24 protein-coding genes are annotated in these 25,149 nt (G+C 60.2%); 8 read left to right on the plus strand and 16 right to left on the minus strand.

Annotated elements, in window-relative coordinates; all coding sequences use genetic code 11:
• Window positions 1–1,749, plus strand: a 1,749-nt coding sequence (locus BN1123_RS17520) for a methyl-accepting chemotaxis protein (protein WP_082037564.1), incomplete at its 5' end; no start/stop codon positions are given.
• 69 nt (window positions 1,750–1,818) lie between these two features.
• Entirely contained in the window at window positions 1,819–2,694 is an 876-nt protein-coding gene (locus tag BN1123_RS17525; protein WP_185377951.1) for a flagellar protein MotY, read from the plus strand.
• Window positions 2,695–2,758: 64 nt separating this feature from the next.
• Here the strand turns inward: BN1123_RS17525 and gloA are convergent, their stop codons facing one another.
• The 9 genes from gloA to BN1123_RS17570 all read right to left on the minus strand — a co-directional run bounded on the left by gloA (window position 2,759) and on the right by BN1123_RS17570 (window position 13,652).
• Window positions 2,759–3,172 carry a lactoylglutathione lyase gene (gene gloA, locus BN1123_RS17530; RefSeq protein WP_026458785.1) on the minus strand — a complete coding sequence of 138 codons (414 nt, stop codon included), beginning with the start codon at window positions 3,170–3,172 and terminating at the stop codon, window positions 2,759–2,761.
• Between the two features lie 153 nt (window positions 3,173–3,325).
• Window positions 3,326–3,967, minus strand: coding sequence for an endonuclease III (gene nth / locus BN1123_RS17535; protein WP_042028606.1), 642 nt, complete (start codon window positions 3,965–3,967; stop codon window positions 3,326–3,328).
• A gap of 14 nt (window positions 3,968–3,981) precedes the next feature.
• Window positions 3,982–4,734 (minus strand): electron transport complex subunit E, encoded by a 753-nt coding sequence (locus BN1123_RS17540; protein ID WP_042028701.1) that lies wholly within the window; start codon window positions 4,732–4,734, stop codon window positions 3,982–3,984.
• A gap of 26 nt (window positions 4,735–4,760) precedes the next feature.
• Window positions 4,761–5,393 carry an electron transport complex subunit RsxG gene (gene rsxG / locus BN1123_RS17545; RefSeq protein ID WP_042028608.1) on the minus strand — a complete coding sequence of 211 codons (633 nt, stop codon included), beginning with the start codon at window positions 5,391–5,393 and terminating at the stop codon, window positions 4,761–4,763.
• Window positions 5,394–5,433: 40 nt separating this feature from the next.
• Window positions 5,434–6,486 (minus strand): electron transport complex subunit RsxD, encoded by a 1,053-nt coding sequence (rsxD, locus tag BN1123_RS17550; RefSeq protein WP_042028609.1) that lies wholly within the window; start codon window positions 6,484–6,486, stop codon window positions 5,434–5,436.
• Window positions 6,487–6,515: 29 nt separating this feature from the next.
• Window positions 6,516–9,188 carry an electron transport complex subunit RsxC gene (gene rsxC, locus BN1123_RS17555; RefSeq protein ID WP_042028611.1) on the minus strand — a complete coding sequence of 891 codons (2,673 nt, stop codon included), beginning with the start codon at window positions 9,186–9,188 and terminating at the stop codon, window positions 6,516–6,518.
• A gap of 2 nt (window positions 9,189–9,190) precedes the next feature.
• Window positions 9,191–9,757 (minus strand): electron transport complex subunit RsxB, encoded by a 567-nt coding sequence (gene rsxB, locus BN1123_RS17560; protein WP_026458166.1) that lies wholly within the window; start codon window positions 9,755–9,757, stop codon window positions 9,191–9,193.
• Between the two features lie 2 nt (window positions 9,758–9,759).
• Entirely contained in the window at window positions 9,760–10,341 is a 582-nt protein-coding gene (gene rsxA / locus BN1123_RS17565) for an electron transport complex subunit RsxA (protein WP_042028612.1), read from the minus strand.
• 167 nt (window positions 10,342–10,508) lie between these two features.
• A complete protein-coding gene (locus BN1123_RS17570; RefSeq protein WP_042028703.1) occupies window positions 10,509–13,652 on the minus strand; it encodes a DEAD/DEAH box helicase in 3,144 nt (1,047 codons plus the stop codon).
• A 155-nt stretch (window positions 13,653–13,807) separates the two neighbouring features.
• Between BN1123_RS17570 and BN1123_RS17575 the strand changes: the two genes are divergently transcribed.
• Window positions 13,808–14,275, plus strand: coding sequence for a hypothetical protein (locus BN1123_RS17575; protein ID WP_042028614.1), 468 nt, complete (start codon window positions 13,808–13,810; stop codon window positions 14,273–14,275).
• Window positions 14,276–14,428: 153 nt separating this feature from the next.
• Window positions 14,429–14,797, plus strand: coding sequence for a VOC family protein (locus BN1123_RS17580; RefSeq protein WP_042028616.1), 369 nt, complete (start codon window positions 14,429–14,431; stop codon window positions 14,795–14,797).
• A 17-nt stretch (window positions 14,798–14,814) separates the two neighbouring features.
• Here the strand turns inward: BN1123_RS17580 and BN1123_RS17585 are convergent, their stop codons facing one another.
• Together BN1123_RS17585 and gdhA are read right to left on the minus strand one after the other, a co-directional pair.
• Entirely contained in the window at window positions 14,815–15,027 is a 213-nt protein-coding gene (locus BN1123_RS17585; protein WP_042028617.1) for a DUF3955 domain-containing protein, read from the minus strand.
• Between the two features lie 177 nt (window positions 15,028–15,204).
• Window positions 15,205–16,551 (minus strand): NADP-specific glutamate dehydrogenase, encoded by a 1,347-nt coding sequence (gene gdhA, locus BN1123_RS17590; protein ID WP_042028618.1) that lies wholly within the window; start codon window positions 16,549–16,551, stop codon window positions 15,205–15,207.
• 566 nt (window positions 16,552–17,117) lie between these two features.
• Between gdhA and rluF the strand changes: the two genes are divergently transcribed.
• Window positions 17,118–18,164 (plus strand): 23S rRNA pseudouridine(2604) synthase RluF, encoded by a 1,047-nt coding sequence (gene rluF / locus BN1123_RS17595; protein ID WP_042028621.1) that lies wholly within the window; start codon window positions 17,118–17,120, stop codon window positions 18,162–18,164.
• Window positions 18,165–18,251: 87 nt separating this feature from the next.
• Here rluF and rsmS read toward each other — a convergent pair whose 3' ends face one another.
• From rsmS to BN1123_RS17610, 4 genes are all read right to left on the minus strand, one after another.
• Complete coding sequence (gene rsmS / locus BN1123_RS21045; protein WP_082037565.1) at window positions 18,252–18,407, minus strand: pleiotropic regulatory protein RsmS; 156 nt, start codon at window positions 18,405–18,407, stop codon at window positions 18,252–18,254.
• Window positions 18,408–18,468: 61 nt separating this feature from the next.
• Window positions 18,469–18,939: an acyl-CoA thioesterase gene (locus BN1123_RS17600; protein WP_042028622.1), complete on the minus strand. Its 471-nt coding sequence runs from the start codon at window positions 18,937–18,939 to the stop codon at window positions 18,469–18,471.
• A 20-nt stretch (window positions 18,940–18,959) separates the two neighbouring features.
• Entirely contained in the window at window positions 18,960–19,259 is a 300-nt protein-coding gene (locus BN1123_RS17605) for a hypothetical protein (protein WP_042028624.1), read from the minus strand.
• Window positions 19,256–20,107, minus strand: a complete 852-nt coding sequence (locus tag BN1123_RS17610) for a DMT family transporter (protein ID WP_042028625.1) — start codon at window positions 20,105–20,107, stop codon at window positions 19,256–19,258. Before BN1123_RS17610 ends, BN1123_RS17605 begins: the two co-directional genes overlap by 4 nt.
• Window positions 20,108–20,169: 62 nt before the next feature.
• Between BN1123_RS17610 and BN1123_RS17615 the strand changes: the two genes are divergently transcribed.
• Window positions 20,170–20,820 (plus strand): tellurite resistance TerB family protein, encoded by a 651-nt coding sequence (locus BN1123_RS17615; protein ID WP_042028626.1) that lies wholly within the window; start codon window positions 20,170–20,172, stop codon window positions 20,818–20,820.
• A gap of 36 nt (window positions 20,821–20,856) precedes the next feature.
• On the opposite strand, the gene BN1123_RS17620 is transcribed toward BN1123_RS17615, so the two are convergent.
• Complete coding sequence (locus tag BN1123_RS17620; RefSeq protein ID WP_042028627.1) at window positions 20,857–22,296, minus strand: aminotransferase-like domain-containing protein; 1,440 nt, start codon at window positions 22,294–22,296, stop codon at window positions 20,857–20,859.
• Window positions 22,297–22,418: 122 nt separating this feature from the next.
• On the opposite strand from BN1123_RS17620, the gene BN1123_RS17625 reads away from it, so the two are divergent.
• Window positions 22,419–23,990 carry a cytochrome ubiquinol oxidase subunit I gene (locus BN1123_RS17625; protein ID WP_042028628.1) on the plus strand — a complete coding sequence of 524 codons (1,572 nt, stop codon included), beginning with the start codon at window positions 22,419–22,421 and terminating at the stop codon, window positions 23,988–23,990.
• The gene (cydB, locus tag BN1123_RS17630) at window positions 23,990–25,129 is read left to right on the plus strand and encodes a cytochrome d ubiquinol oxidase subunit II (protein ID WP_042028629.1); all 1,140 of its coding nucleotides are present in this window, start codon (window positions 23,990–23,992) and stop codon (window positions 25,127–25,129) included. Before BN1123_RS17625 ends, cydB begins: the two co-directional genes overlap by 1 nt.
• The last annotated feature ends 20 nt before the right edge of the window (window positions 25,130–25,149 follow it).

Raw genomic sequence — 25,149 nt, forward strand, 5'->3', positions numbered from 1 at the left:
AAGTTTGCCGATGCCCTGCCACAACAGCGGGCGGCGGTGGATGAGGCCATCGCCAGATTTCGGGCCGAGGATCAGGGGATCGCCCATGAGCAGGCGGATCAGGGGCTGGCCCAGCTGGCCGGGATCCGCGATCAGGTCAGTCAGCTGACCATAGAAGCGCCTCGTCAGGTGGCCTTCTATAGCCAGTTGATCGCTTCCCTGCTGGGGGTGGTTGACGAGATCAGCCTGCGCAGCCGGGATGCAGGCATCGCCCTGCAGACCAACGCCTATGCCGCCTTCCTGCAAAACAAGGAGCGCATGGGGATGGAGCGGGCAACCCTGAGCAACGTGTTTGCCAAAGACAGCTTCACGCCCGCCACCCTGCAGCAGTTCATGTCGCTGCTCGCTTCCCAGCAGAGCTATCTCGAGCGTTTTCGGGCGGTTGCCACGGATGAACAGATAGGGCTGCTTGATACCCTGCTTCAGTCTCCCGTGATGGGGGAGGTCAGCAAGCTGGAGCAGGTTGCCCTCGACAAGATGGCGCAAGGGAGCTTTGGCGTTGATCCCGAACAGTGGTTTGCGGTCAGTACCAAGAAGATCGATCTGCTCAAACAGGGTGAAGATCAGCTCTACCAGCAGCTCTTTGAGCGGGTAGCGCAGATGCAGATCAGCAGCCAGCACAACTTCTGGTGGGGTACCCTGGCGGTGCTGGTCTGTTTGCTGTTGACCTGTCTCATCAGCTGGAAGGTACTGCGGGATCTGCATCTGGGCTTTGTCGCCCTGCACCGCACCTTCTCCCGTCTGGTCAATGAGAATGATCTGACGGTGCGGGTGAACTGGCAGTCCGGCGACGAGCTGGGGGCGCTTTCCCGGGATCTGAACCAGTTCCTGCAACACCTCGAAGGCTTGCTGTGCGAAGTGCGCCGCTCCTGCGATGTGCTGACGCGCAGTGCTTTTGCCTCCAACGAGGTGATCGCCGAAGTCAACGAGGGGGTCGAGCGCGGGGTGGGGCAGGTAGATCTGGTGGCAACCGCCGCCACCGAGATGGCGTCCACCGTGGCCGAGATCGCCCGCAATGCCACCCAGACCTCCCAGGCAACCCAGCAGGCCATCGGCCGTGCCCGCCAGGGGGACAAGGAGGTGGATCAGACCATCGCCGCCATCGCCCAGGTGGCCGATACCCTCACCCAGACCCGCCAGCTGGTCAACAACCTGCATCAGGATACCGAGTCGGCAGTGGAGGCCCTGAGCCTTATCAAGCAGATCTCCGATCGCACCAATTTGCTGGCTCTCAATGCGGCCATCGAGGCAGCGCGGGCCGGGGAGTCCGGGCGGGGCTTTGCAGTGGTGGCCGACGAGGTGCGCACCCTGGCCAACCGTACCCAACAGGCGGCCGATGATATCGAACAGATGCTCTCCCGCCTGCGTTCTGGTGCCAGTCAGGCGGTAGTGGCCATGCAGTCGGGCAGCGAACAGGCGGCGCTCAGCGTCACCGAGGCGAAACGGGCTGGCAGCGAGCTGACCGATATAGTGGACGAGGTGCGCAAGGTAAGCGAGATGACCGCCCAGGTGGCCACTGCCACCGAGGAGCAGCGCTACGTCACCGACGATATCCAGAACAACATGCTGACCATTCGCGAGGTGTACGAGGCGCACCGCCAGCACTCCGTTACTCTGCAAAAAAACAGCACAGAGCTGGATCAGTTGGCCCGCGAGCTGGCGGGGCGTATCGCCTGTTTCCGGCTGATGGAGCCCCCCGCTTCCCACTGAGCCATTAATACCTAAAGCTTGGCCTGCCCTTGCCGATATCTGAAAAGAGATCGCGTGGAGGGCAGGCAATTGAACGCTTGGGTGTTAGGGTTGGTCAGCATATCAGTGAGTATGCAGTTGCAGGCGGGGGTCACCGAATTCGGTGCCGGCCTGGATCAATCCGTCTGGCGTTTGACCTCCGACAGCCAGATCGAATGCCGTCTCGAACATCCCATTCCCAACTGGGGCACGGGGGCCTTCGTTAGCCGTGCCGGCCGCAAGATCAACCTCGATTTCGAGCTAAAAGGAAAGCGTCCCCAAGCCCAGACCCAGACGGTGAGTCTCGGCATCATGCCGCCCATGTGGCGCCCCGGCATCGCCGGGCGGGAAGTGAGCCAGCTGCGTTTCTTCAAGCAGTTCGATGGCCTGGTCGACGGGCAGACCGCCTGGACCATGCTGGACGAGTTGGAAGGGGGGCGCATGCCGACCTTTCAATATCGGGACTGGTATCGTCAGAACCGGGCGGTACGGGTCTCCCTCTCTTCAGTCAACTTCCGGGTCAAGTACCAGGCATTCCTCGACTGCCTGAGCGGCTTGCTGCCCTACAGCTTCAACGACATCGCCTTTAGCGTGCTCACTTACGACAAGAACAGCGATCAGCTCTCCATCTCCTCCAAGCGGCGGTTGGCGATGATCAGCGAGTTCATCAAGGCGGACAAGAGCATCGACGTGGTGGTGATCGACGCCTACAGCGACAGCTACGGCGGTCGCTGGCCGAACCAGAAGCTCTCGGAGAAGCGGGCCGACGCCATCAAGAAGGTGTTTGTCGATCTGGGGCTGGATCCCGGCAAGATCTCGGTAGAGGGGCACGGCGAGAAGCAGCACGTCGCCTCCAACGAAACCGAGCAGGGCCGCGCCAAGAACCGGCGGGTGGTGATCAGCATGGGCCGCAACGGCGAGATTTGAGCACTGCCACAGACATAAAAAAGAGCGCCAGAGCGCTCTTTTTTTATCTTCTGCGGTCAGGGGATCAGTGGCTATCGCCCAGGCCCATGCCGGCATCTTTCTTGGCGATCAACTCAATCTTGTAACCGTCCGGATCTTCGACGAAGGCGATGACGGTGGTGCCGCCCTTGACAGGGCCCGGCTCGCGGGTGATCTTGGCGCCGGCGGCGCGCAGGGCGTCACAAGTGGCATAGATGTCGTCCGCTTCCAGGGCGATGTGGCCATAGGCAGTGCCCAGTTCATACTCGCTCACCCCCCAGTTGTAGGTGAGCTCGATGACGGCTTCATCCTTCTCGTCACCGTAACCGACAAAGGCCAGGGTGTACTTGTACTCGCTGTTCTCGCTCTGGCGCAGCAGCTTCATGCCAAGCACGCGGGTGTAGAAGTCGATGGAGCGTTGCAGATCGCCCACACGCAACATGGTATGCAGAATTCTCATTGCTCAGTTCTCCGGGTAGTTTTCTCTTTGTATTCACACAGCGCTTCGATACGCGAGAAGCCGCTGCCGCAGATGTTCGCGAGCGAGGCCGCCGGTATGGCTTAAGAGCGCAGGGGCCCTGCGGTTCAAACCACCTTGTTCAGGTCACCGGGCTCAGCTCTCCGGGTAGACCTTTTCTTTGTACTCGCACAAGTCTTCGATGATACAGGAGCCGCAGCGCGGTTTGCGAGCCAGACAGGTGTAGCGTCCGTGCAGGATCAGCCAATGGTGCACGTCCAGCTTGAACTCGGCAGGGACCACCTTGAGCAGCTTCTCCTCCACCTGATCCACGTTTTTGCCCACCGCAAAACCGGTGCGGTTCGACACGCGAAAGATATGGGTGTCGACGGCGATGGTGGGCCAGCCAAAGGCGGTATTGAGCACCACATTGGCAGTCTTGCGACCCACCCCTGGCAGGGCCTCCAGCGCCTCGCGATTTTTCGGCACCTCGCCGCCGTGGCGATCGAGCAGTATGGTGCAGGTCTTGATGACGTTTTCGGCCTTGGTGTTAAAGAGGCCTATAGTCTTGATGTACTCCTTCACCCCGTCCACCCCGAGGGCCAGCATGGCCGCCGGGGTATTGGCCACGGCATAGAGCTTGTCGGTCGCCTTGTTGACGCTCACATCGGTCGCCTGGGCCGAGAGCAGCACGGCGATCAGGAGCTCGAACGGCGAGTTGAAGTTGAGCTCGGTCGTGGGGTGGGGATTGTGCTCCCGCAGCCGCTCCAGGATCTGGCGGCGTTTCTGGTTGTTCATGGCTCCCTCTTGTCTCAGAGCTGGGTTGCCCGCGCTCTGGCGGGGGGCACGCTGCAGTGGGCTATGGTGGCCGACTGCTTTTCGTGGCGCCAGTCGTTGATGGCATTCTTGGCGGCGATAAGCAGCCCCAGACCGATGAAGCCGCCCGGTGGCAAAATGGCCAGCAGCAGGCTGGCATCGGCGTGGAACAGCTCGATTCGCAGGGATTTGGCCCAGTCGCCGAGCAGCAGCTCGGCACCGTCAAACAGGGTGCCCATGCCGATGATCTCACGCATCGCCCCCAGCAGCAGCAGCACCAGGGTAAAGCCCAGCCCCATCATGAAGCCGTCGATGACGGCCAGCAGCGGCGGGTTCTTGGAGGCATAGGCCTCGGCCCGACCTATGATGACGCAGTTGGTGACGATGAGCGCGATGAAGATGCCGAGCGCCTGATAGAGCCCATAGGTGTAGGCGTTCATCAGCAGCTGCACGCTGGTCACCAGGGAGGCGATGATCATCACGTAGACCGGGATGCGGATATCTTTCGGCACCCAGTTGCGTACCAGGGAGACGGCGAGGTTTGAGCCGATCAATACCGCCATGGTGGCCAGACCCAGCCCCAGGGCGTTGGTGAAGGTGGAGGAGACGGCGAGTGTCGGGCACAAGCCCAGCACCTGCACCAGGGAGGGGTTGTTCTTCCACAGCCCCTGTACCATCAGCTCCTTGAATTCGCGTTTGCGGTTGTCCGGCTCGGCTGTCGGGACTGTGCCCGTTTCAATCTGTTCCATCTGTGTCATGACGGGATCGACTCCGGTTATTGGGCCGCCGGACAGGCCGGGGCGTTGCTTAGCCATTCGGGATGCTTTTGCTGCAGTGTCAGCAGGTTCTTCACTGCCTTGACCACGGCGCGCGGCGTGATGGTGGCGCCGGTGAAGGCGTCGAACTCGCCGCCATCCTTGGTCACCGCCCAGCTGGCCTCGTTGTCCGCACTCAGGAACTTGCCGGCGAAGCTGTTGATCCAGCCCGATTTTTTCAGCTCAATCTTGTCGCCAAGGCCAGGGGTCTCCTTGTGCTCGAGTACCCGCACCGCGCTGATCGTGCCTTTGGCATCGATGCCGACAATCAGGCGGATGGCTCCACTGTAACCGTCCGGCGCTATGGTCTCCAGTGCATAGCCGGTGGCGACGCCCCCCTTGGTGGCGGTGTAGAGGGCCTGGGGCTGATCGCTGCCCAGGTATTTGCGGCTGGTCACCAGCTTGCAACTGGCCACCAGATCGTTGTCATAACTTCCCTCCGGCAGCAGGGCCGAGAGGGTTTGCAACTTTTCCCGCTGCTGCTGCTGGGCCACTTTCTCTTTGGTCAATTCGTGGGTCAGCACCACCAGTGCGGTGCAACCCAGCGCGAACAGGGCCAGGATCAGGCCGTTTTTTCCCATGCTTTTTAACATGACAGGGCTCCGGCGGCGGTGACAAGAGGACGAAGAGAGATCATTTGCGACGGGCTCCATACACTTTCGGGCGAGTCAGGCTATCGATCAGCGGGACGCAGAGGTTGGCCAGCAGCACGGCAAAGGCAAAGGCATCCGGGTAGCCGCCAAAGCGGCGAATAATATAGACCAGCACGCCGATAAGCACCCCGTAAGCCAAGCGGCCACGGGGCGTGGTGCTGGCCGTCACCGGGTCGGTGGCGATAAAGAAGGCCCCCAGCATGGTGGCGCCGCTGAACAGATGGAAGATGGGGGTGCCGGTGGCATCCGGGCTCAGCAGATAGCCGAGGGTGGCAGAGACCAGCAGGGCGCCGAGCACAGCCACCGGAATGCGCCAGTTGATCACCTTCTGCTGCAGCAGGAACAGGCCTCCCAGCAGGTAGCCCAGGTTCACCCAGCTCCAGCCGATACCGCCCCAGCCTTCAAACAGCGGGCCGCTCAGGATCTCGCTGGTGGTCAGCCCCTGGGTCAGGCCCGTCTTCAGGGTATCGAGCGGGGTGGCCATGGTGAGGCCGTCCACCCCCTGCTTGAGCTGGGCCATGCTGTAGCCGTCGAGGCTAAAACCGGTGAAAATCACCGACAGGGCGTCGCCAAGCCCCAAGTCATAGGCCCGCACGCTCTCTGGCGGCAACCAGCTGGTCATCTGCACCGGGAAGGAGACCAGCAGCAGCACATAGGCCACCATGGCCGGGTTGAACAGGTTCTGACCAAGGCCACCATAGAGGTGCTTGGCGATGATGACGGCAAACGCCGTGCCCACCACCAGCATCCACCAAGGTAGCAGTGGCGGCAGGGAGAGGCCGATCAGCACGGCGGTCAGCGCCGCGCTGCCATCCAGCAGGGCGGGCTTGATGGCCCGGCCACGCAGCTTGAGCACCAGCGCCTCGCAGCCCAGCGCGGTCACCAGCGCCAGCAGGATCTGGATAAGGGTGCCCCAGCCGAAGAACCAGGTCTGGGCCAGAAAACCCGGCACGCAGGCGAGGATCACCAGCAGCATCAGGGTTCGGGTCTGTTTGCGGTTATGGGCAAACGGCGCAGTCGCGATATTGAACATGGAGAAGTCGGTTACCTCTGTTGTAACGATCAGTGTGGCGATGAGCCTTCGCTCGGCGACGTTTCATTGGCATTTGCACCGGTATTGGCCGCGGCTTGTGCCGCCAGCTTCTTGGCTTTGGCACGAGCGATGGCGGCGGCAATAGCGGCTTTCTTGGGATCGACCTCGGTGCTGGCCGGCTCGGCTGGGGTCTCGCTTGCTTCAGGGGCTGGTGCTGCCTCTACCTGATTGCCTTCGCCGCTTTGGGCCAGCTTCTTGGCCTTGGCCCGAGCGATGGCGGCGGCAATGGCTGCCTTCTTGGGATCGACCTCGGTGCTGGCCGGCTCTGTCGGGGCCCCGTTTGCCTCAGAGGCTGGAGTAGCCTCAGATTGATCCGTTTCTCCCTGCTGCTGCGCCAGCTTTTTTGCCTTGGCGCGAGCGATGGCCACGGCAATGGCGGCCTTTTTGGGGTCAACCTCGGTGCAGGCCGGTTCGGCTGGGGCGTCGCTTGCCTCAGAGGCTGGAGCAGCCTCTAGCTTATTGCCTTCACCACTTTGGGCCAGCTTTTTGGCCTTGGCACGAGCAATGGCGGCGGCAATGGCTGCCTTTTTGGGGTCGACCTCGGGGCTTGCCGGTTCGGCTGGGGCCTCGCTTGCTTCTGGGGCCGGTGCAGCCTTTACCTGATTGTCTTCACCGCTTTGAGCCAGCTTTTTGGCCTTGGCGCGAGCGATGGCAGCGGCAATGGCTGCCTTTTTGGGATCGACCTCGGGGCTTGCCGGTTCAGCCTGAGCCACTTTGTTGTCAACGGTTGGCTCGGTGGCATCAGCCTTATCGCCTGCCTGGGCTTTCTTGGCCTTGGCACGGGCAATGGCTGCCGCGATGGCGGCTTTTTTCGGATCGCTATCGGCCGCGGAGCTCACTGGTGCATCTGATGTAGCGGTCTGTGCTGCCTCGGCATCACCGCTCTGGGCGGCTTTCCTGGCCTTGGCCCGCGCCAGTGCAGCGGCGATGGCCGCTTTTTTCGGATCCGCCTCGGCCGTGGCTGTGGTGTCACTCGCTGCGGCAACCGACGCTTCGGCCGCCTTGGCTGCGCGGCGCGCTTCTGCCTCCCGTTTGCGAGCCTCGCGGGCGGCGATCACCGCGCTGTTGTCGGGCAAGCCTTGTGCGGTGGCGGCAACGGCCGTGACAGGGGCCTCCTGCTTGGCCTTGATGCGGGCAAGGGCCGCAGCCACCGGGTCTTCACCCCCGGCGGCCGTCATGGCCTGACGGCGCTGGGCGGCGGCTTCGGCGTGGCGAGCCTCGCGGGCCGCTTTTTCCCGCTCGAAACGGGCCTGCTTGGCCTCGAAGCGTTGCTTGGCACGCTCGGCCTTCTCGGCTTCGGCACGGGCTTCGCGAATGTCATCCTTGGCAATCTTGTAGTACTGCACCAGCGGGATCTCGCTCGGGCAGACCCAGGCGCAGGCGCCACATTCGATGCAGTCGAACAGGTTGAGCCCTTCTGCCTTGTCGTATTCCCTGGCCCGGCTGTACCAGTAGAGCTCTTGGGGCAGCAGGGTGGCCGGACAAGCATCGGCACAGGCGCTGCAACGGATGCAGGCCTGTTCCGGACCGGGGAAGGGCAGTTCGGCACGGGTTGGGGCCAGCAGGCAGTTGGTCGCCTTGACCACGGGCACCATGGCGTGGGGCAGGGTAAAGCCCATCATGGGGCCCCCCATGATGACTCGCTGATCCGCCTCGGGCTGCAACTCAAAGCGTTGCAGCAGCCAGCGCACCGGCGTGCCCAGGCGCACCCAGGCGTTGCCGGGCTGTTTGAAGCTGTCGCCGGTGAGGGTGACGATCCGCTCGATCAGCGGCTCGCCGTCGATGATGGCGCGCTTGATGGCAAACACGGTGGCGACGTTGAGCACCATGATGCCAATATCGACCGCCCGGCCCCCCTTGGGCACCTGACGACCGGTGAGCAGCTCAATGGTCTGCTTGGCACCGCCCGAGGGGTACTTGGTGGGCACCGTCTTGACCAGCACGTCCTCGTCGGTGGCGTGGCGGGTCAGCTGGTCGATGGCTTCCGGCTTGTTGTCTTCCACCCCGATCAGGGTGAGCTTGGGTTTGAGCAGGTGCTTGAGTACCCGGATGCCATCCATGATTTCGTCGGCGTATTGCTGCATCAGCCGATCGTCGGTGGTAATGTAGGGCTCGCACTCCAGCCCGTTGACGATCAGGATCTCGGTGAGCTGGCCACGGCCATCAAGCTTGCTGTGGGTGGGGAAGACGGCGCCCCCAAGGCCTGCGATGCCCGCCTGCTGGATGCGCTCGAGCAGCTCGCCCCGTTCCAGATTCCAGTAGTCGGGTTTGCCATTGCGCTCGCCCCAGGTATCCTCGCCATCCGGGGTGAGGGTGATGCAAAGATCGTCGAGACCGGAGGGATGGGCAACCGTGTGGTTGCCAATCTCGGTAACGGTGCCCGAGGTGGGGGCATGGACCGGCACGATTCGCCCCTTGGCGTAACGGGTCAGGGGCTGGCCCTTCTTGACCCGATCACCCACCTGCACCAGCAGATCGCCGGCCAGGCCTGCGTGCTGGCGTACCGGAATGATGAGTTGTGGCGGCAGACCTGCGTCTACTACCGGGGTCTGGCTCGATTGACGTTTGTTGTCGGCCGGATGAATGCCGCCGTGAAAATCCCACAAGGTGCCGGCTTTGATATGTTCGAGTAAGGACTGCATGGTTACTCCACTACCTTGACCGGGATGATGACGTTGTTGAGATCCCACTTCCAGTTATCGACCGTGGTCGGCACCGGGATCATCTCGATGCAATCGGTGGGGCAGGGGTCGACACAGAGATCGCAGCCGGTACATTCGCTGGCGATCACGGTGTGCATCGCCTTGGTGGCGCCGACGATGGCGTCTACCGGGCAGGCCTGGATGCACTTGGTGCAACCGATGCACTGATCTTCGTGGATAAAGGCGACCTTCTTGACCGGCACGGCGGCCTCGTCCCCCCCGCCGAGCGGCTGGGGTTCGACCCCCATCAGATCGGCAATCTTGCGCATGGTGGCGTCACCACCGGGCACGCACTTGTTGATGGCGTCGCCACCTGCAACCGCCTCGGCGTAGGGTTTGCAGCCCGGGTAGCCGCACTGGCCGCACTGGGTCTGGGGAAGCAGGGCGTCGAGCTGATCGACGACGGGATCCTCCTCCACATGAAACTTGACGGCGGCAAAGCCCAGGATAATCCCGAACGCCAGCGCCAGCAGGGTGAGCACCAGAATGGCAAAGAGAATATGGATCATGGTTATATCTTGATTAGGCCGGTAAAGCCCATAAAGGCCAGCGACATCAGGCCGGCAGTGATCATGGCAATCGAAACCCCGCGAAAGGGGGCGGGCACATCGGCGGCCACCAGTCGCTCGCGCATGGCGGCAAACAGGATCAGCACCAGCGAGAAGCCAAGCGCGGCGCCAAAGCCGTAAATCACGCTCTGGATAAAATTGTGACGCTCATTGATGCTCAGCAGCGCCACCCCGAGTACGGCGCAGTTGGTGGTGATGAGGGGCAGGAAGATCCCCAGCAGGCGATAGAGGGTGGGGCTGCTCTTGCGTACCACCATCTCGGTAAATTGCACCACCACGGCGATCACCAGGATAAAGGCGAGGGTGCGCAAGTAAACGATATCCAGCGGCAGCAGGATATAGTGCTCCACCAGATAGGAGCTGGCACTGGCGAGGGTCATCACGAAGGTGGTGGCCAACCCCATGCCGATGGCGGTTTCCAGCTTGCCGGAGACCCCCATGAAGGGGCACAGGCCGAGGAATTTCACCAGCACGAAGTTGTTAACCAGCACGGTGCCGATCAATAAAAGCAGGTACTCAGTCATCGAATGTCGGGTTATCCGGTTTGAAGGCGGGCGGTATTATCTGATTTTAGGGCACGTTAAACAACCGCAAGGGGACAGGGTTATTATGCAACCGGATAATTTGCCCGCGGTTTTGCTCAAGATGGCGGCAGGTTTTGCTCCATATTCCTTCAGGACGAAGATGTTCACTAACCAACCGCCAGTTTGGCGGCTTCTTTCCACATAAATGGCGGCATTGGGGTCATTAGGCGCCATTTGATGTTCATCGGTTGGCTGCCGCTATGAGATACGTACTCCACCTCGCCAAAGTTCACGAAGCCAAGGGTGCGGCCAAATTCATCTTTGCTCTGCTCGCGGACGAACAGAAACAAGCGCTTACCTTCTGCTCTGTGGTGTATGTAACTCAGACCCTTACCCCGCTCAGGGCGAGCGCTGTTTTGGCTCTGCCAATGAAACAGCGACTCGTTGATGGCGTAGTCGTGATAACGGGTGGTGGGGGAGAAGTGCTGCTCAGTTTTATTCAGAGTCACAAACAGCAACTCGATATTTTGCTCCGCGATGACATAGACCCCTTCTCGAGCCGTGGGTTGTTGCCCGAAGGTGGTTGCGCCAAAGCCAACCAGCACCTGCTCTCTGGCATAACGGGCATGCAGTTGCAGTGGATTGCCGGGAAGGTGAGGCATGGCCCGTTGCTCATGTTGCACCCGGTTGATCAGCATGGGCAGCAGATCTGCCAGCTCGGCCCTTAACTCTGGTTGATTGAGTTGTTTCAGGCTGTGCGCCAAGGAGCTAAAGCCTGCGTTGGGGCCACTCTGTTGCCAGAAGTCGTAGTGGCACATCAAGGCCATCCGTTCATCATGCTCGGCCGTTAAGGTAAAGGCGCTTTCCACCAAGGTTTGTAAGAAGTTCAAGTAATTAAGCGCATCGCAGCCCAATAGCCGGGTTCTGATAGCCCGGGTGTAGAGGGTGGATAGCTTCTCATCGCTCATTTCAGAAATGGTATGGTTGCGGGCCTGTTTGACCAAGGTACTCCAATTGCCGCGCTTGTAGATCTCCTCAAGGCTGATATGAGGGTAAAACTTCAAAAAGTTCGCCAGTGTCAGCGGTAAATCACAATCCTGTGAGAAACGGCGGATCAAGCCCATGAGGCGCGAGGTATTGAGGGTCGCCTTCTTGATATTGCTAAGAATTAACTCTTGGGTCTGTTTTGAGAGCTCTATGCGGCAACCCAATGGGGCGTGAGGGAAGCCCTGTTTGATTTCGTGGCTGATCGCCTTATTGGTTTTACCCACCAGAGCCCGGAATTTCTGGGCAAAGTCATACTCCGCGCGAGCATTGCCAACAAAATCCAACACGGTACAGCACTCTTTATCGCTCGCCAGCCGCAGGCCCCGCCCTAATTGCTGCAAGAAGATGGTGAGGCTTTCCGTTGGTCGTAAAAACAGCAACGTATCGACTTCCGGGATATCGACACCTTCGTTGAAGATGTCTACTACGCAAAGAATATTGATAACCCCAGTACGCAAACCCTGTTGTTTGCTATGGCGCTCGTCTCGATTATCGCTAGTGAGGATGTCAGCCTTGATGCCCTTCAATAAAAATGCCTTGCACATAAAATCGGCATGTTCACGGCTCACACAAAATGCCAGCGCTTTGATCTTGGTAATATCGGTGACGATCTCATTGAGGCTTTGGACTATCTTCTGTACCCGCTGCTGATTGTGAGTATAGATATTGGTGAGCTCACTAATGTCATAACGGCCATTTTTCCAAGCAACTTGGCGCAAGTCAGTATCATCATCGATACCAAAATATTGGAACGGACAGAGATGGCGACGATTGATGGCCTCTGGCAAGCGGATCTCTGCCGCGATCACACCACAAAAGTCAGCGAGAATATCACCGCCATCATGGCGCTCTGGCGTTGCGGTTAATCCCAGCAAAATGTGAGGTTCAAAGGCGGCGAGCAAACTACGATAACTGGCCGCTGCAATATGGTGAACCTCATCGATGACGATGTAATCGAAATAATTTGGGCTAAGACGCAAATTAGCCCGCTGGTTATTCAAAGATTGCACCGAGGCAAATAGCTGACGGTAGTGGGTAGGCATGGCACCACCGACCAAGAGTTCGCCAAAATTGGATTGCTTGAGCACTCCGCGGTACGAGGCCAATGCTTGGCGCAAGATCTCCTCTTTGTGGGCGACAAACAGGAACTTGGCGTCAGGTTTGGTTTTCAGAAAACGCGCAAAATCAAAGGCGGAGATCAGGGTTTTCCCTGTACCGGTGGCTGCCACCACCAAGTTACGGAAGCGCTGGTGTAAAGCACGCTCCATCGCCAATTGCTCAAGGATCTCCTGTTGATGGGGAAATGGCGTGATATCAAAGAAATAGTTGGGGCTATTTCTGTCACCATATCCACGGGCCTCTTGCAGCGCATGCTGCAATTTTGTATGGCTTTCGAGCTTGCCATCGAACAGCTCAAAGTCATCGGACTCCCAATAGGTTTCAAAGGTACTCAGGGATTTCTCGATAATATGAGGGATCTCTTGCGAGGTGATTTTTAGGTTCCACTCCAAGCCACTGGTGAGGGCCGAATGAGAGAGGTTCGATGAACCTATATAGCCGGTATGAAAGCCGGTATTTCGGCAAAAGAGATAACTCTTGGCATGCAACCGCTCACGCTGGGTGTTGTAGCTGAGTTTGACTTCTGTGTTGGGCAGGCTGGCTAAAAATTCGACCGCTTTGGCATCGGTTGCCCCCATATAAGAGGTTGTAATCACTTTTAATTGGCGGCCGCTGCGGGTGAACTCCTCTAACTCATGACGGAAAATACGGATACCTGCCCATTTGATAAATGAGACCAGCCAGCAGATGCTATCTGCCGATAATATCTCCCGTTTAATCTCCGACTCCATCGACAAACCTGCATTGCTGCCACAAAACAGTTCACTTTGAGTGAGACCAGTCAGGGGGAAAATATCCTCCGCATATTGTTTCAGATTGGCGGAGATGGGGTTATCCAACTGGTACAGAGCTGTCAGGATTTTTCCCTGACTATCGATGAGGTTCTCGCCAATAAAGTCTGAGTCTTGCGTGCGATCCTTTAGCCAAAGCAATAACTGGTTAGCCAGCTCAATCTGCCGTTGCAACTGATCCTCTCCAGTGACCGAGCCCACCGCATATTCCAAAACCCTGCTCAGAAATCGCGATAACCAGACAGCCGCTTCAGCAGGCTCAAGTTGGCGTTCCCCTACGTAAAAGCGCTCGCGGTCGAGTCTAGATGTCAGCAGTTGAGTAATGAGCTGTTCATAAATACCGCATTGTTGCATCGCATACTGGCCTTGAACGTTGTACATGAGGGTGGCAAGAATAGTATCATTTTTTCCAACCAAATCAGTAAGCTGCTGTCGTCTGTTACTCGTTTGAAAATCGCTCACGGTTTTCCGTAATACAGCTCGGCAATAGCAACCACAAGGAGGTGGTGATGGATCCGGTATCCTATCTTTTCTCGGCCTATCTCAACCTGGTGCAGCAGCAGGTGTCGGATATTTATGGCACCGAGCTTAAGACGCTGGTGGTGCAGTATGAGGGGGAGCAGGTGCCCTACTCTTTTCAGCTGTGGCGGATCCAGCCACAGAGTGTTTGCCGACCTTACGAGCAGGATGTTCGGCGCTTTAGCCAGTGTACGGTCAAGGCATCGGCGCTGTTTCACCGGCTCTGCGACGATCTGAATCGCCAAGACGACAGCAGTTTGCAGCAGCCCAGGTTTCGCGCCATGTATTGCCAGGCGGCGGTCAGCTACCGCCCCATGATCGCCGAGATAGGGGAGGCCAGACAGAACCCGGCCCAATTGGCAGAACGGGCCTGCAATCAGGCCATTCTGGCGGCCATGGATAGCGAGGATGAAGCCCTGCAGGCCCAGCGTGACAAGGCGTGTGCCAAGGTGCAGTGAGGCTGTCTACCGATATTCTCAAAAAGAGGCTGTTTGCCGCACGTTTGAGCCGTTTTGCTTACTCGCTGTTTACGTCAGTTGAGTAGGGTAGGTATATCGCGGGAGCCGCCATCATCTTGATAGCCATGACAGCGATAATCACAGGGAGGATGCATGATCAGCCATATCGACCATCTGGTACTGACAGTCAGCGATATCGAACGCTCGGTGGGGTTTTACAGCACAGTGCTCAATATGGAGGCCGTTACCTTTGGCGAGGGGCGCCGCGCCCTGCGCTTTGGCAACCAGAAGATCAATTTGCAGCTGCTCGGGCAGGAGCCGCGCAACCGGGCGCGGGTAGGCTCGGGGGATCTCTGCCTCATTACCCACTGGCCTCTGGATCAGGTGCTGGCCCGGCTTGCGAGCCTGGATGTCGAGGTCGTGGAGGGGCCCGTGATAAAGAGCGGTGCCTGCGGACCCATCGAGTCGGTCTATCTCCTCGACCCGGATCGGAACCTCATCGAAATAAGCCGTTATCGCTGACCTTTTGGCGCCTTGCCTCATTCTCCCTTGGCGGCGCGTCTGCGCAGTACCGAGTGCAGCGGAACAAGCAGGGCTAACACAGCGCCTGCGAAGAGCAATAGATAGCCCAGAGGGATCAGGGCGAACGGCTCATGGAGGACTCCTTGAGTATCCAGAGTGGCGCCTATCTGATGAAAGGCCAGAAAACAGCCGAGCCCTGCCAGAATGAGCAGAATGCCGAGTCTTGTCATGGGGTGCTCCTTGTTCGCGACATGCGGTGAGAAAGGGGGAGTGCGCAGCCTGCCATGCTTGGGTGAAGTAACGGTGAAGTGGAGCAGAGAGACAATAACGGCAGCCATGGGCTGCCGTTATTATTGGCGGGAGAGGGCGCTCGTTCAAGCCACCCCCTCGAGATGGGACGGGCGGAGTTAGCAGACCCCCTGCGCCAACATGGCATCAGCCACCTTGACGAAACCGGCGATATTGGCGCCGCTTTCGTAGTTCACATGACCCTCCTCATCCTGGCCGTAACGCACGCAGGTGGCGTGGATGCTGGTCATGATCCCCTGGAGGCGGGCATCCACCTCTTCCCGGCTCCAGCCAAGGCGCTGGGCATTCTGGCTCATTTCAAGGCCCGAGGTGGCCACCCCGCCGGCATTGGCCGCCTTGCCCGGGGCAAACAGCACCTTGGCCTCGTGAAACAGCGCGATGGCCTCGGCGCTGCTCGGCATATTGGCGCCCTCGGCGACCAGTTGCACCCCATGGGCGATAAGCTCGCGGGCATCTTCCTCCAGCAGTTCGTTCTGGGTGGCGCAGGGCAGGGCGACCTGGGTGGCGATATGCCAGGGGGTGCGGCCGCTGTAATACTCGAGCCCCAGTTCATAGGCGTAATCGGCGATGCGCTTGCGCTGCTCGTTCTTGAGTTCCATCAACCGGGCCAGCTTCTCGGGGGTGAAGCCGTCGGGATCGTACACGGTACCACCGGAGTCGGAGGCGGTGATGACGCGGGCCCCTAGCTCCATCGCCTTCTCGATGGCGTACTGGGCCACGTTGCCCGAGCCAGACACCGACATTGTCATGCCAGCCAGCGACTGACCGCGATGGGCCAGCATGGCCTGGGCGAAATAGAGCAGGCCGTAGCCGGTGGCCTCAGGGCGAATGAGACTGCCGCCAAAGGAGAGCCCTTTGCCGGTAAAGACGCACTCGGCGCTGTTGGTGAGCTTCTTCATCATGCCGGTCATGTAGCTCACCTCGCGCCCGCCGACGCCGATGTCACCGGCCGGCACGTCGGTGTTGGCCCCCAGATGGCGATGAAGCTCCAGCATCAACGCCTGGCAAAAACGCATCACCTCTCCTTCGCTCTTGCCCTTGGGGTCGAAATCGCTGCCCCCCTTGCCACCGCCCATGGGCAGAGTGGTGAGGGCATTCTTGAAGGTCTGCTCGAAGGCGAGGAACTTGAGCACAGAGAGATCCACCGAGGGGTGAAAGCGCATCCCCCCCTTGAAGGGACCTATGGCGGAGCTGTGCTGGACGCGGTAGCCGCGGTTTACCTGTACCTGGCCCTGATCGTCCACCCAGCTGATGCGAAACTGGATCAGCCGCTCCGGCTCCACCAGTCGCTCCAGCAGGCCATGTTGCAGGTAGCGGGGATGGCGCTCGACATAGGGCCAGATAGAGGCAAGCACCTCGCTGACGGCCTGGATAAATTCCGGCTGGTGGGGATTGCGGCTGGCGACCTGCGCCAGGAAGTCCGCCCGGGATAGGGAATGACTCATCTGTAACTCCTGTAGTGAAGGGTGAAATTGGCCTCTTGCCAGAGAAAAGCACATGCCCTGCATCCAAATTTTTGAGGTTATAAGTCACTTGGACGCAGACAAAGATCCGACTTAATGATGGGCTTGCCGCCGATTATTGTGCCAATCGTTGAAAACTACCGAGAGTCAGGGCGACGGGCACAAGATAATTCGTGTTGATGAAAATCTTTTTATGCATTTTTGATTAATAAATAGCAAGAAAATATTAGCTCCGTATGGCGCAGAGACGGCGCCTGTGCATAACAACCAAATAACGATAAACGAGTGTAACGAGAGGGAGAGGCGTGACCCCTGGCGCATTTTGGCTGGTAGGGGGGCGCCGCGAGCAAGTATCCGGCGTGTTAAAGCTGGCAATATGCTACTGTGTCGGCATTTTTGACGGATAAGCTGGCCTTTGCCCTTTTTAAGATGGAAAACTATGCAAAAACTTGACGCGGTGACGCGGTTGATGCCGCTGGCCGAGCCTGCGCTGGCAAACAATACCAGAGTTCAACGAGGCGAGGCTTCTGCCCGCAGGCAGGTGACCCATGCTGGCCGATGAATCCATGCGCCTGAACAAGTACATCAGCGAGAGCGGCATCTGTTCGCGCCGCGAGGCCGACCGCTTTATCGAGCAGGGCCACGTCTTTATCAACGGCAAGCGTGCCGGGGTGGGGGATCAGGTGTTTGCCGGGGATCTGGTCAAGGTCAACGGTCAGGTGATCGAGCCGCGCGAGGCCGACAGCCTGGTGTTTATCGCGCTGAACAAGCCGGTGGGCATTGTCAGCACCACGGAGGCGGGTGAGAAGGACAACATCGTCGACTTCGTCAACCACAGCACCCGCATCTTTCCCATCGGCCGGCTCGACAAGGACTCCCAGGGCCTTATTTTTCTCACCAACCACGGCGATCTGGTCAACAAGATCCTGCGGGCGGGCAACGATCACGAGAAAGAGTATCTGGTGACCGTCGACAAACCGGTGACCGACGACTTTATCAAAGGGATGGCGGCCGGGGTGCCGATCCTCGGCACCGTCACCAAGAAGTGCAAGGTGAAAAAAGAGGCGCCGTTCGTGTTTCGCATCACCCTGGTGCAGGGGCTGAACCGCCAGATCCGCCGCATGTGTGAGCACTTCGGCTTCGAGGTAACCAAGCTTGAGCGTATTCGCATCATGAACGTCAGCCTCAAGGGGCTGCCGGTGGGTGAGTGGCGCGACCTTGACGGTGACGAGCTCATTGAGCTGTTCAAGCTGATTGAGGACTCCTTCTCCGAGGTGAAACCGGCCAAGGGCAAGCAGAACGCAACTCCGCAGGGCAACAAGGGGGCTGGCAATCAGGGGCAGGGGGGCAAGCCTGTACAGGGCAAAAAACCGCGCCGGGATGATGCCCACGAAATTGGTGGACGCCCCAATGTGCCGGGCCCGGAAGCATTCGAGAAGAAAACCCCGGTCGGCAAGGGCGGTGGCGGTAAAGGTGCAGGGAAAGCTGCCGCAGGCAAAGGCGGTGCCGGCAAAGGAGCCCCGAACAAGGGAGGCAAACCCGCCGCGGGCAAGCCGCGCGCCGGTCAGGGTGGGCGGCAGAAGAAGGGGCGCTAGGGCGCCTTGTCTGCTCGCGTTGTTGTCATCGACTCGCATATACACCGGCCATCAGGCCGGTGTATTGCTTTGGGAAAGAGGCTGGGGTCAGTGATCCCGTCCCTCTTCCAGCTTGCGCTGGTAATCCTGCTGGACGATGGCGAGCGCCGCGAGAGCCAGGGCCGGATCGATCCGGTTGGTCTCCAGCAGTTCGATAAGATCCACCGCGAGCTGGACTTCGGGGGGGGCATTTTCCAGTGACATGGGGGGCTCCGGTAAGGGGAAAGCGCCATTATACACGGGGCGCCGTCCCGACTGACTGGGGTTAGAGGTGCTGGCGCATCTCCTTGTCTATCTCCTCGCGCAGGGCCATCAATTTTTTGGCATAGAGCTGCAACTGCAGATCGGCGGCCGAGACCGGCTGCCACTGGGGTACCGGGGTCGGTTTGCCTTGCTCGTCCATGGCAACGAAGATGATGATGCAGTGGGTGGTCTTGTGACGCTGGGCCTCAGTGGGGTGGCGGCTGTAGACATCTACCGCCAGGTGCATGCTGGTGGTGCCTGTGTGGATCACCCGGGCGTGTACCTCCACCAGCTGACCTATCTGGATGGGGCGCAAAAAGCGGATCCCCCCCACATAGACGGTGACCGCATAGCCGCTGCACCAGCCGGCGGCGCAGGCGTAGCCCGCCTGATCGATCCACTTCATCACCATGCCGCCGTGCACCTTGCCGCCGAAATTCACGTCGGCAGGCTCGGCCAGAAATTGCAGGGTCAGCTCGCGGGGTGGGGTCATGTACTCTCCTTGATCCGGGTTCATTGCCGGTAACTCTTGCGGTAGGTTTCAGCCTGCTGGCAGGGGGGCAGGTCGCCAAGGGCAGGGCGCTTGTTGCCCTCGCGCTGGCCGAAGCTGGCGAACTCCTGCTGACACTTGGCGGCCTTGCCGCCTTCCTTGATGCAGGCGTCGATCCGCTGCTGCTTGCCCTGTTCAATCAATTGCTGCTGGGCTTGCTGGCAGGCGGCGTCCAGTTTGGCCTGTTTGGCATCCCTGTCCTCCACTGCGGCCAGCAGGGGGAGCGAGAGGGCACAACCGAGCAGCAATACGAGCATCTTCATGATGATTTTTCTCCTGAAGGGGGGCGTCCGGCAATCACCAGGGCAATCCCCCCCAAGATGCCCAGGGTCGACAATACCAAGCGCAGCGACCAGGACTCATCCAACCAGATGAGCCCAGCCAGGGCGGCGAGCAGAGGCACCAGCAGCTGGACGCTGGCGGCCAGGGTGCGGCCAAGATGGGGCAACACCAGATACCAGAGTGCATAACCAAGGCCGGATGCCAGCGCCCCCGAGGCCAGGGCATAACCGATGGCGACGGGGCTGGTCTGCAACTGTCCGAGCAACAGATAGAGCAGGGCGGCCGGCAGGCTGGCGCGCAGAAAGTGGCCGGCGTTGGCAGCGACCGGATCGGCAAAGCGCGAGGCCCGCAGGGTATAACCGGCCCAGGCGATGCCGGCCACTATCATCAGGGCTGCCCCCAGCGGATCCGGCGCGCTGAGGCCGGGGAGCAACAAGACCACCAGACCCGCCATGGCGAGCAGCAGGCCGAGCCACTGACACCGGGGCAGGGACTCCCCGCGCAGCAGGGGCGGTACCAGCATGCTGAGCTGGACGGCGGCAAACAGCAACAGGGCGCCGGTGCCCGCGGTCAGGGTGAGGTAGGAGAACGAGAAGGTAGCGCCATAGGTGATAAGGGCCAGGGCACCACCCCAATCCCCCTGGCGAGGCGATTTTTTGCGCGCGCCGCACAGCAACACCAGTACCAGGGCGCCGCTGGTCAGGCGCAGCAGGGTGAAGAGGGCGGGATCCATCCGCTCTTCAAACAGGGCCAGCCGACAGAGCACCGAGTTGGCGGCGAACGCCATCAGGGTCAGCAGAGTCAGTAACAGCAGGCGGGGCAGTGGCATCCATTCACCTTGAGTTCAGTGGGGCAGGTTCAGCATGGTTCACCATCCAACGAGGAGGTCCCATGAAACAAATGCTGGAGCAATTGATGGGAGCTGGCAAGGGCTGGCTCAACGAAGGTGGCGACAGCCGCAAGGCGCAGATGAAGGGGATGGCGCAAGGGGGCCTGGCGGCCGGTGCCATGGCCCTGCTGCTTGGCAACAAGAAGATGCGCAAATATGGTGGCAAGGTGGCGGCGGTCGGTGGGGCGGCGGCCCTCGGCGGTCTGGCCTACAAACTCTATCAGGACTGGCAGGCTCAGCAGTCTGCCCCGGCGCAGCCGACCCAGCCCATCGGCACCTTGCAGGGCAACGCTCTCGATGCCCGCGCAGCTCTCTTGGTGCGGGCCATGGTGGCGGCGGCCCGAGCCGATGGCCATATCGATAACGACGAGCGCCAGAAGATCCAGCAATATCTGACCGAACAGGGCCAGAGCGATGCGGCGCGCTGGATTGATGATGAACTGGCCCGCCCGCTCGATCCCCATGCCCTGGCGCGGGAAGTGACCGACATGGAGCTGGCGACCGAGGTCTATCTTGCCTCCCTGCTTGCCATCGACGTGGATCACTTTATGGAGCGCGGTTATCTCGACGAGCTGGCGCGCGCCCTCAAGCTCGATGACAACCTCAAAGGCAGCATTGAGCGCCAGGTGGCCCAGCTGGATGCCCCAGCCTGATCCCCGGTTAGTACATGGAATGTCGATAAGGCCTCGTTACGGGGCCTTGTTGTTTTTTGGAGGAATGGCGTCCAGCTGCTGGTGGATAAGCTCGGCCAGCCGGGTGAGAGCCCCCTCCAACTGCTCGCTCCAAGGATGGGAGCTGTTGAGCCGCAGGCAGTGGTTGTGCAGCCCCTTGCTGGAAAAGAGCGCGCCGGGCGCCAGTGAGAAACCGCTGGCCAGCGCCCGGGCGTGCAGGGAGCGGCTGTCGAGGCGCGGGTCAAACTCGAGCCAGAGAAAGTAGCCGCCATCGGGGGAGGAGATGCTCACTTCCCCCGGCAACAGGCGTAGCAGGGCGGCCCGCATCTGCTGCTGGCGCTGGGCCAGGGTGTGGCGCAACCGGCGAAAGTGGGCATCCACCCCGCCCTGGCGCAGCATCTCGGCCAGCGCCAATTGGCTTGGCACATTGGTGGAGAGGGTCGACATCAGTTGCAGCCGCTGCACCCGTTCGGCGTGGCGACCCGCCACCACCCAGCCGACCCGAAACCCGGGTGCCAGGCATTTTGAAAAGGAGCTGCACAGCAGGCTGTCATCACGCTTGTCCCAATACTTGATGGGCCTTGGCCGCTCGCGGCCGAAATAGACCTCGGCATAGACGTCGTCCTCCACCAGCGGCACTCCATGTTCGTTGAGCAGCGTCATCAGCGCCTGCTTGTGCTCGTCGGGCATGGTATGACCGAGCGGGTGCTGGACATTGCCCATCAACCAGCACGCCTTGACGGGCATGCAGATGAGGGCATCTTCCAGCTGTGCCAGATCGATACCCACCCCCGGGATCACCGGGATCTCCACCGCCTTGAGCTTGAGTCGCTCGATGGTCTGCAGGGCGCCATAGAAGGTAGGGGACTCCACCACCACCCAGTCACCTGGTTCGGTCAGCACTTGCAGGCTGAGGGAGAGCGCCTCCATGGCGCCGGTGGTGATGATGATCTCCCCGGGATCGACCGCCAGCCCCTCGCTGGCGTAGCGCTGGGCGATGGCGCGACGCAGCGCCTCGTTGCCGGGGGGCAGGTCTGCCACCGTGCTGAAGGGATCGAGCCGACGCATGCAGCTGGCCAGTGCCCGGCCGAGTTGGGGGTGGGGAAAGAGGGTGGGATCTGCCACCGACATGCCCAGCGGCACCAGCTCTCGCGACTTGCTCGCCTGCAACACCTCGAATACCAGATCGTTGATGTCCACCGAACCGCTGTAGTGGGTCTGGCGAGGGGGATGGTGCGCCACCTTTGGTGAGGCTGCCTTGACGTAGTAGCCGGACTGGGGGCGAGCGAGGATCCGCCCCTGACTCTCCAGCAACTGATAGGCCTGCAGCACCGTCATGGGGCTCAGATTGTGGTTTTTGCAGCTCTGGCGGATGGAGGGGATGCGTTCCCCCGGTTGCCAAATGCCGTCATCGATCTCGCAGCTCAGACGTTCTGCCAACTGTTGGTAAAGGGGCATGAACTGATCCAACTGTTATAGGTGTTATTTACTATAACTGCATCTGTTATAGGTGTCATGGCTCGTGGTGTACTTGTTACGCATTAAACGCGCAAGACAAATACAACAAAAGAGAGTGATACATGATCAATCCGGATGACGTGGTCAGCCTGTCGCGCCTGCAATTTGGCGCCACCGCTCTGTTCCACTTTCTGTTTGTCCCCCTTACCTTGGGACTGTCCTGGATCCTGGTGATCGCCGAATCGGCCTACGTGATGACCGGCAAGGCGATTTATCAGGACATTACCCGCTTCTGGGGCAAGCTGTTTGGCATCAACTTCGTGATGGGGGTCACTACGGGGATCACCATGGAGTTTCAGTTTGGTACCAATTGGGCTTACTACTCCCAGTACGTGGGGGACATCTTCGGTACCCCGCTTGCCATTGAGGGGCTGATGGCCTTCTTCCTCGAATCCACTCTGGTGGGGCTTTTCTTCTTTGGCTGGGACAAGCTCTCCCGCGGTCAACACCTGTTGGTGACCATGTTGGTGGCGCTCGGCTCCAACCTATCGGCACTCTGGATCCTCATCGGCAACGGCTGGATGCAAAACCCGGTAGGGGCCGAGTTTAACCTGCTTACCCAGCGGATGGAGCTGGTGGATATCGCCGCCGTATTGCTCAATCCGGTGGCGCAGGTCAAGTTCGTCCACACGGTGGCGGCGGGATATGTGGCCGCCTCCCTGTTCGTGATGGGGGTGAGCAGCTGGTATCTGCTGCGCAAGACCGAAGTGCAGTTTGCCCTGCGCTCCTTTGCCATCGCCTCGGGCTTTGGTCTCGCGGCCATCCTCTCGGTCATCGTGCTCGGTGACGAGTCGGGTTATCGCACCGGCGAGGTACAGAAGGTCAAACTGGCCGCCATCGAGGCGGAGTGGGAGACGGAGCCCGCGCCGGCCGCCTTTACCCTGTTTGGTTTTCCGGATCAGGGCGCCGAGACCACCCATGCCGCGGTCAAGATCCCCTACCTGATGGGCATCATCGCCACCCGCTCCCTCGATGAGCAGGTGACAGGTCTCAAAGATCTGAAAGCGCAGCACGAGGCGCGCATTCGCAGTGGCATGGTGGCCGCCGGGGCGCTCGAGCAGATCCGGGCTGGCAACGACTCAGCCGAAAACAGGGCGCTCTTTGACAAGCACGGCCAGGATCTTGGCTACGGGCTGCTGCTCACACCCTATGCCAGGAATATCGCCAAGGCGGGTGAGGAAGAGATCGCCAAAGCGGTAGAGGACTCCATCCCGCAAGTGGCACCGCTGTTTTGGAGTTTTCGCCTGATGGTAGGACTCGGGGTCGTCATGCTGGGGCTGATGGTGGTGAGCTTTGTCCAGCTCTGTCGTAACCGGCTGCTCGCCTCGCCCCGCCTGCTCAAGGCGCTGCTGTGGAGCATTCCGCTCCCCTGGATTGCCATCGAGGCGGGCTGGTTCGTGGCCGAGTTTGGTCGCCAGCCCTGGACCATCAGTGACGTGCTGCCGGTGTCGGCCTCGGTGTCGCTGCTGACCCCAGGCCAGCTCTGGTTCAGCCTCATCTCCATCTGTTCTATCTACACCCTCTTGCTGGTAGTGGAGCTCTTCCTGTTGCGTCATGTGATCCGCAAGGGGCCAGTCATTATCCGTGCCAGCCGTGACGCTGGTGAACAATCCGAACTTGCGAGGATCGCCTGATGGATTACGCAACTCTGAAACTCATCTGGTGGGCGCTGCTGCTCTTCATGATGGTCGGCTTTATCGTGATGGATGGCTTCGATCTCGGCGTGGCCATGCAACTGCCCGTGGTCTCGGAGGATGACGAGGACAGACGGATGGTGATCAACAGCGTGGGGCCGGTATGGGAGGGCAACCAGGTGTGGCTGATCGCGGGGGCTGGCGCCCTGTTTGCCGCCTGGCCGCTGGTCTACGCTGCCGCCTTCTCGGTGCTTTATATCCCCATGGTGGTGCTGCTGCTCGGCCTTTTTCTGCGCCCGGTCGGTTTTGACTATCGCAGCAAGCTGACCGACCCAGTGTGGCGTCGCTGGTGGGACAGAGCGCTGGTGGCAGGCGGTTTGGTGCCGACCCTGATCCTCGGTGCTGCCATCGGACTCGTGATGCAGGGGTTGCCATTTCGCTTCGACAGTGCCCTGCGTCTGCACTATGGCGCCTTTATCTTTCACTGGGGTTGGTTGCTTTCGGTGCTGGCGACTGTCATCAGCCTGATGCTGTTACACGGAGCCAGCTTTCTGCAGGCCAAGGTGACGGGAACGCCAGCTCTGCGCGCACGCGGGCTTGCTATCTTGCTGGCGCCACTGGTGACCCTCTGCTATCTGCGGGCTGGCTGGTATCTGGTGGATCTACAGGGTTATCAACTGACCGGCCTTGCAGGCCAGCCCTTTGATCCCGATACGGCCATGAGTCCCCTGATGAAGGGGGTGAGCGTCCACGCTGCTGGTTGGTTGCGCAACTACTACGAACAACCGCTGTTCTGGCTGGTGCCCGTCATCGGGGCCGTTGCACCGCTGGTGAGTGGTCTTGCCGCCTGGCAGGAGAAGGGACGGTTGGCACTGCTGGCCAGTGGCCTGGCCTGCGCCGCCATGCTCTGCTCGGTGGCTATCGCCCTGTTCCCCTTCGTGCTGCCCTCATCGCTGGATCCGGCAAGCAGCCTGACCCTGTGGGATGGTACCTCCAGTTACAGGACGTTGGCCATCATGCTCGGGATCGTGTTGGTGATGATGCCGGTCAACCTGGGTTATACCGGCTGGGTGTATCGGGTAGTGCGGGGCAAGCTCGACCGTGCCCTCATCAAGCGCGACAGCCATCAACTCTACTGACAGTAAGTAAGGAGGACATC

Origin of the sequence: Aeromonas enteropelogenes (assembly GCF_000819845.1) — a bacterium.
GTDB classification, from domain to species: domain Bacteria; phylum Pseudomonadota; class Gammaproteobacteria; order Enterobacterales; family Aeromonadaceae; genus Aeromonas; species Aeromonas enteropelogenes.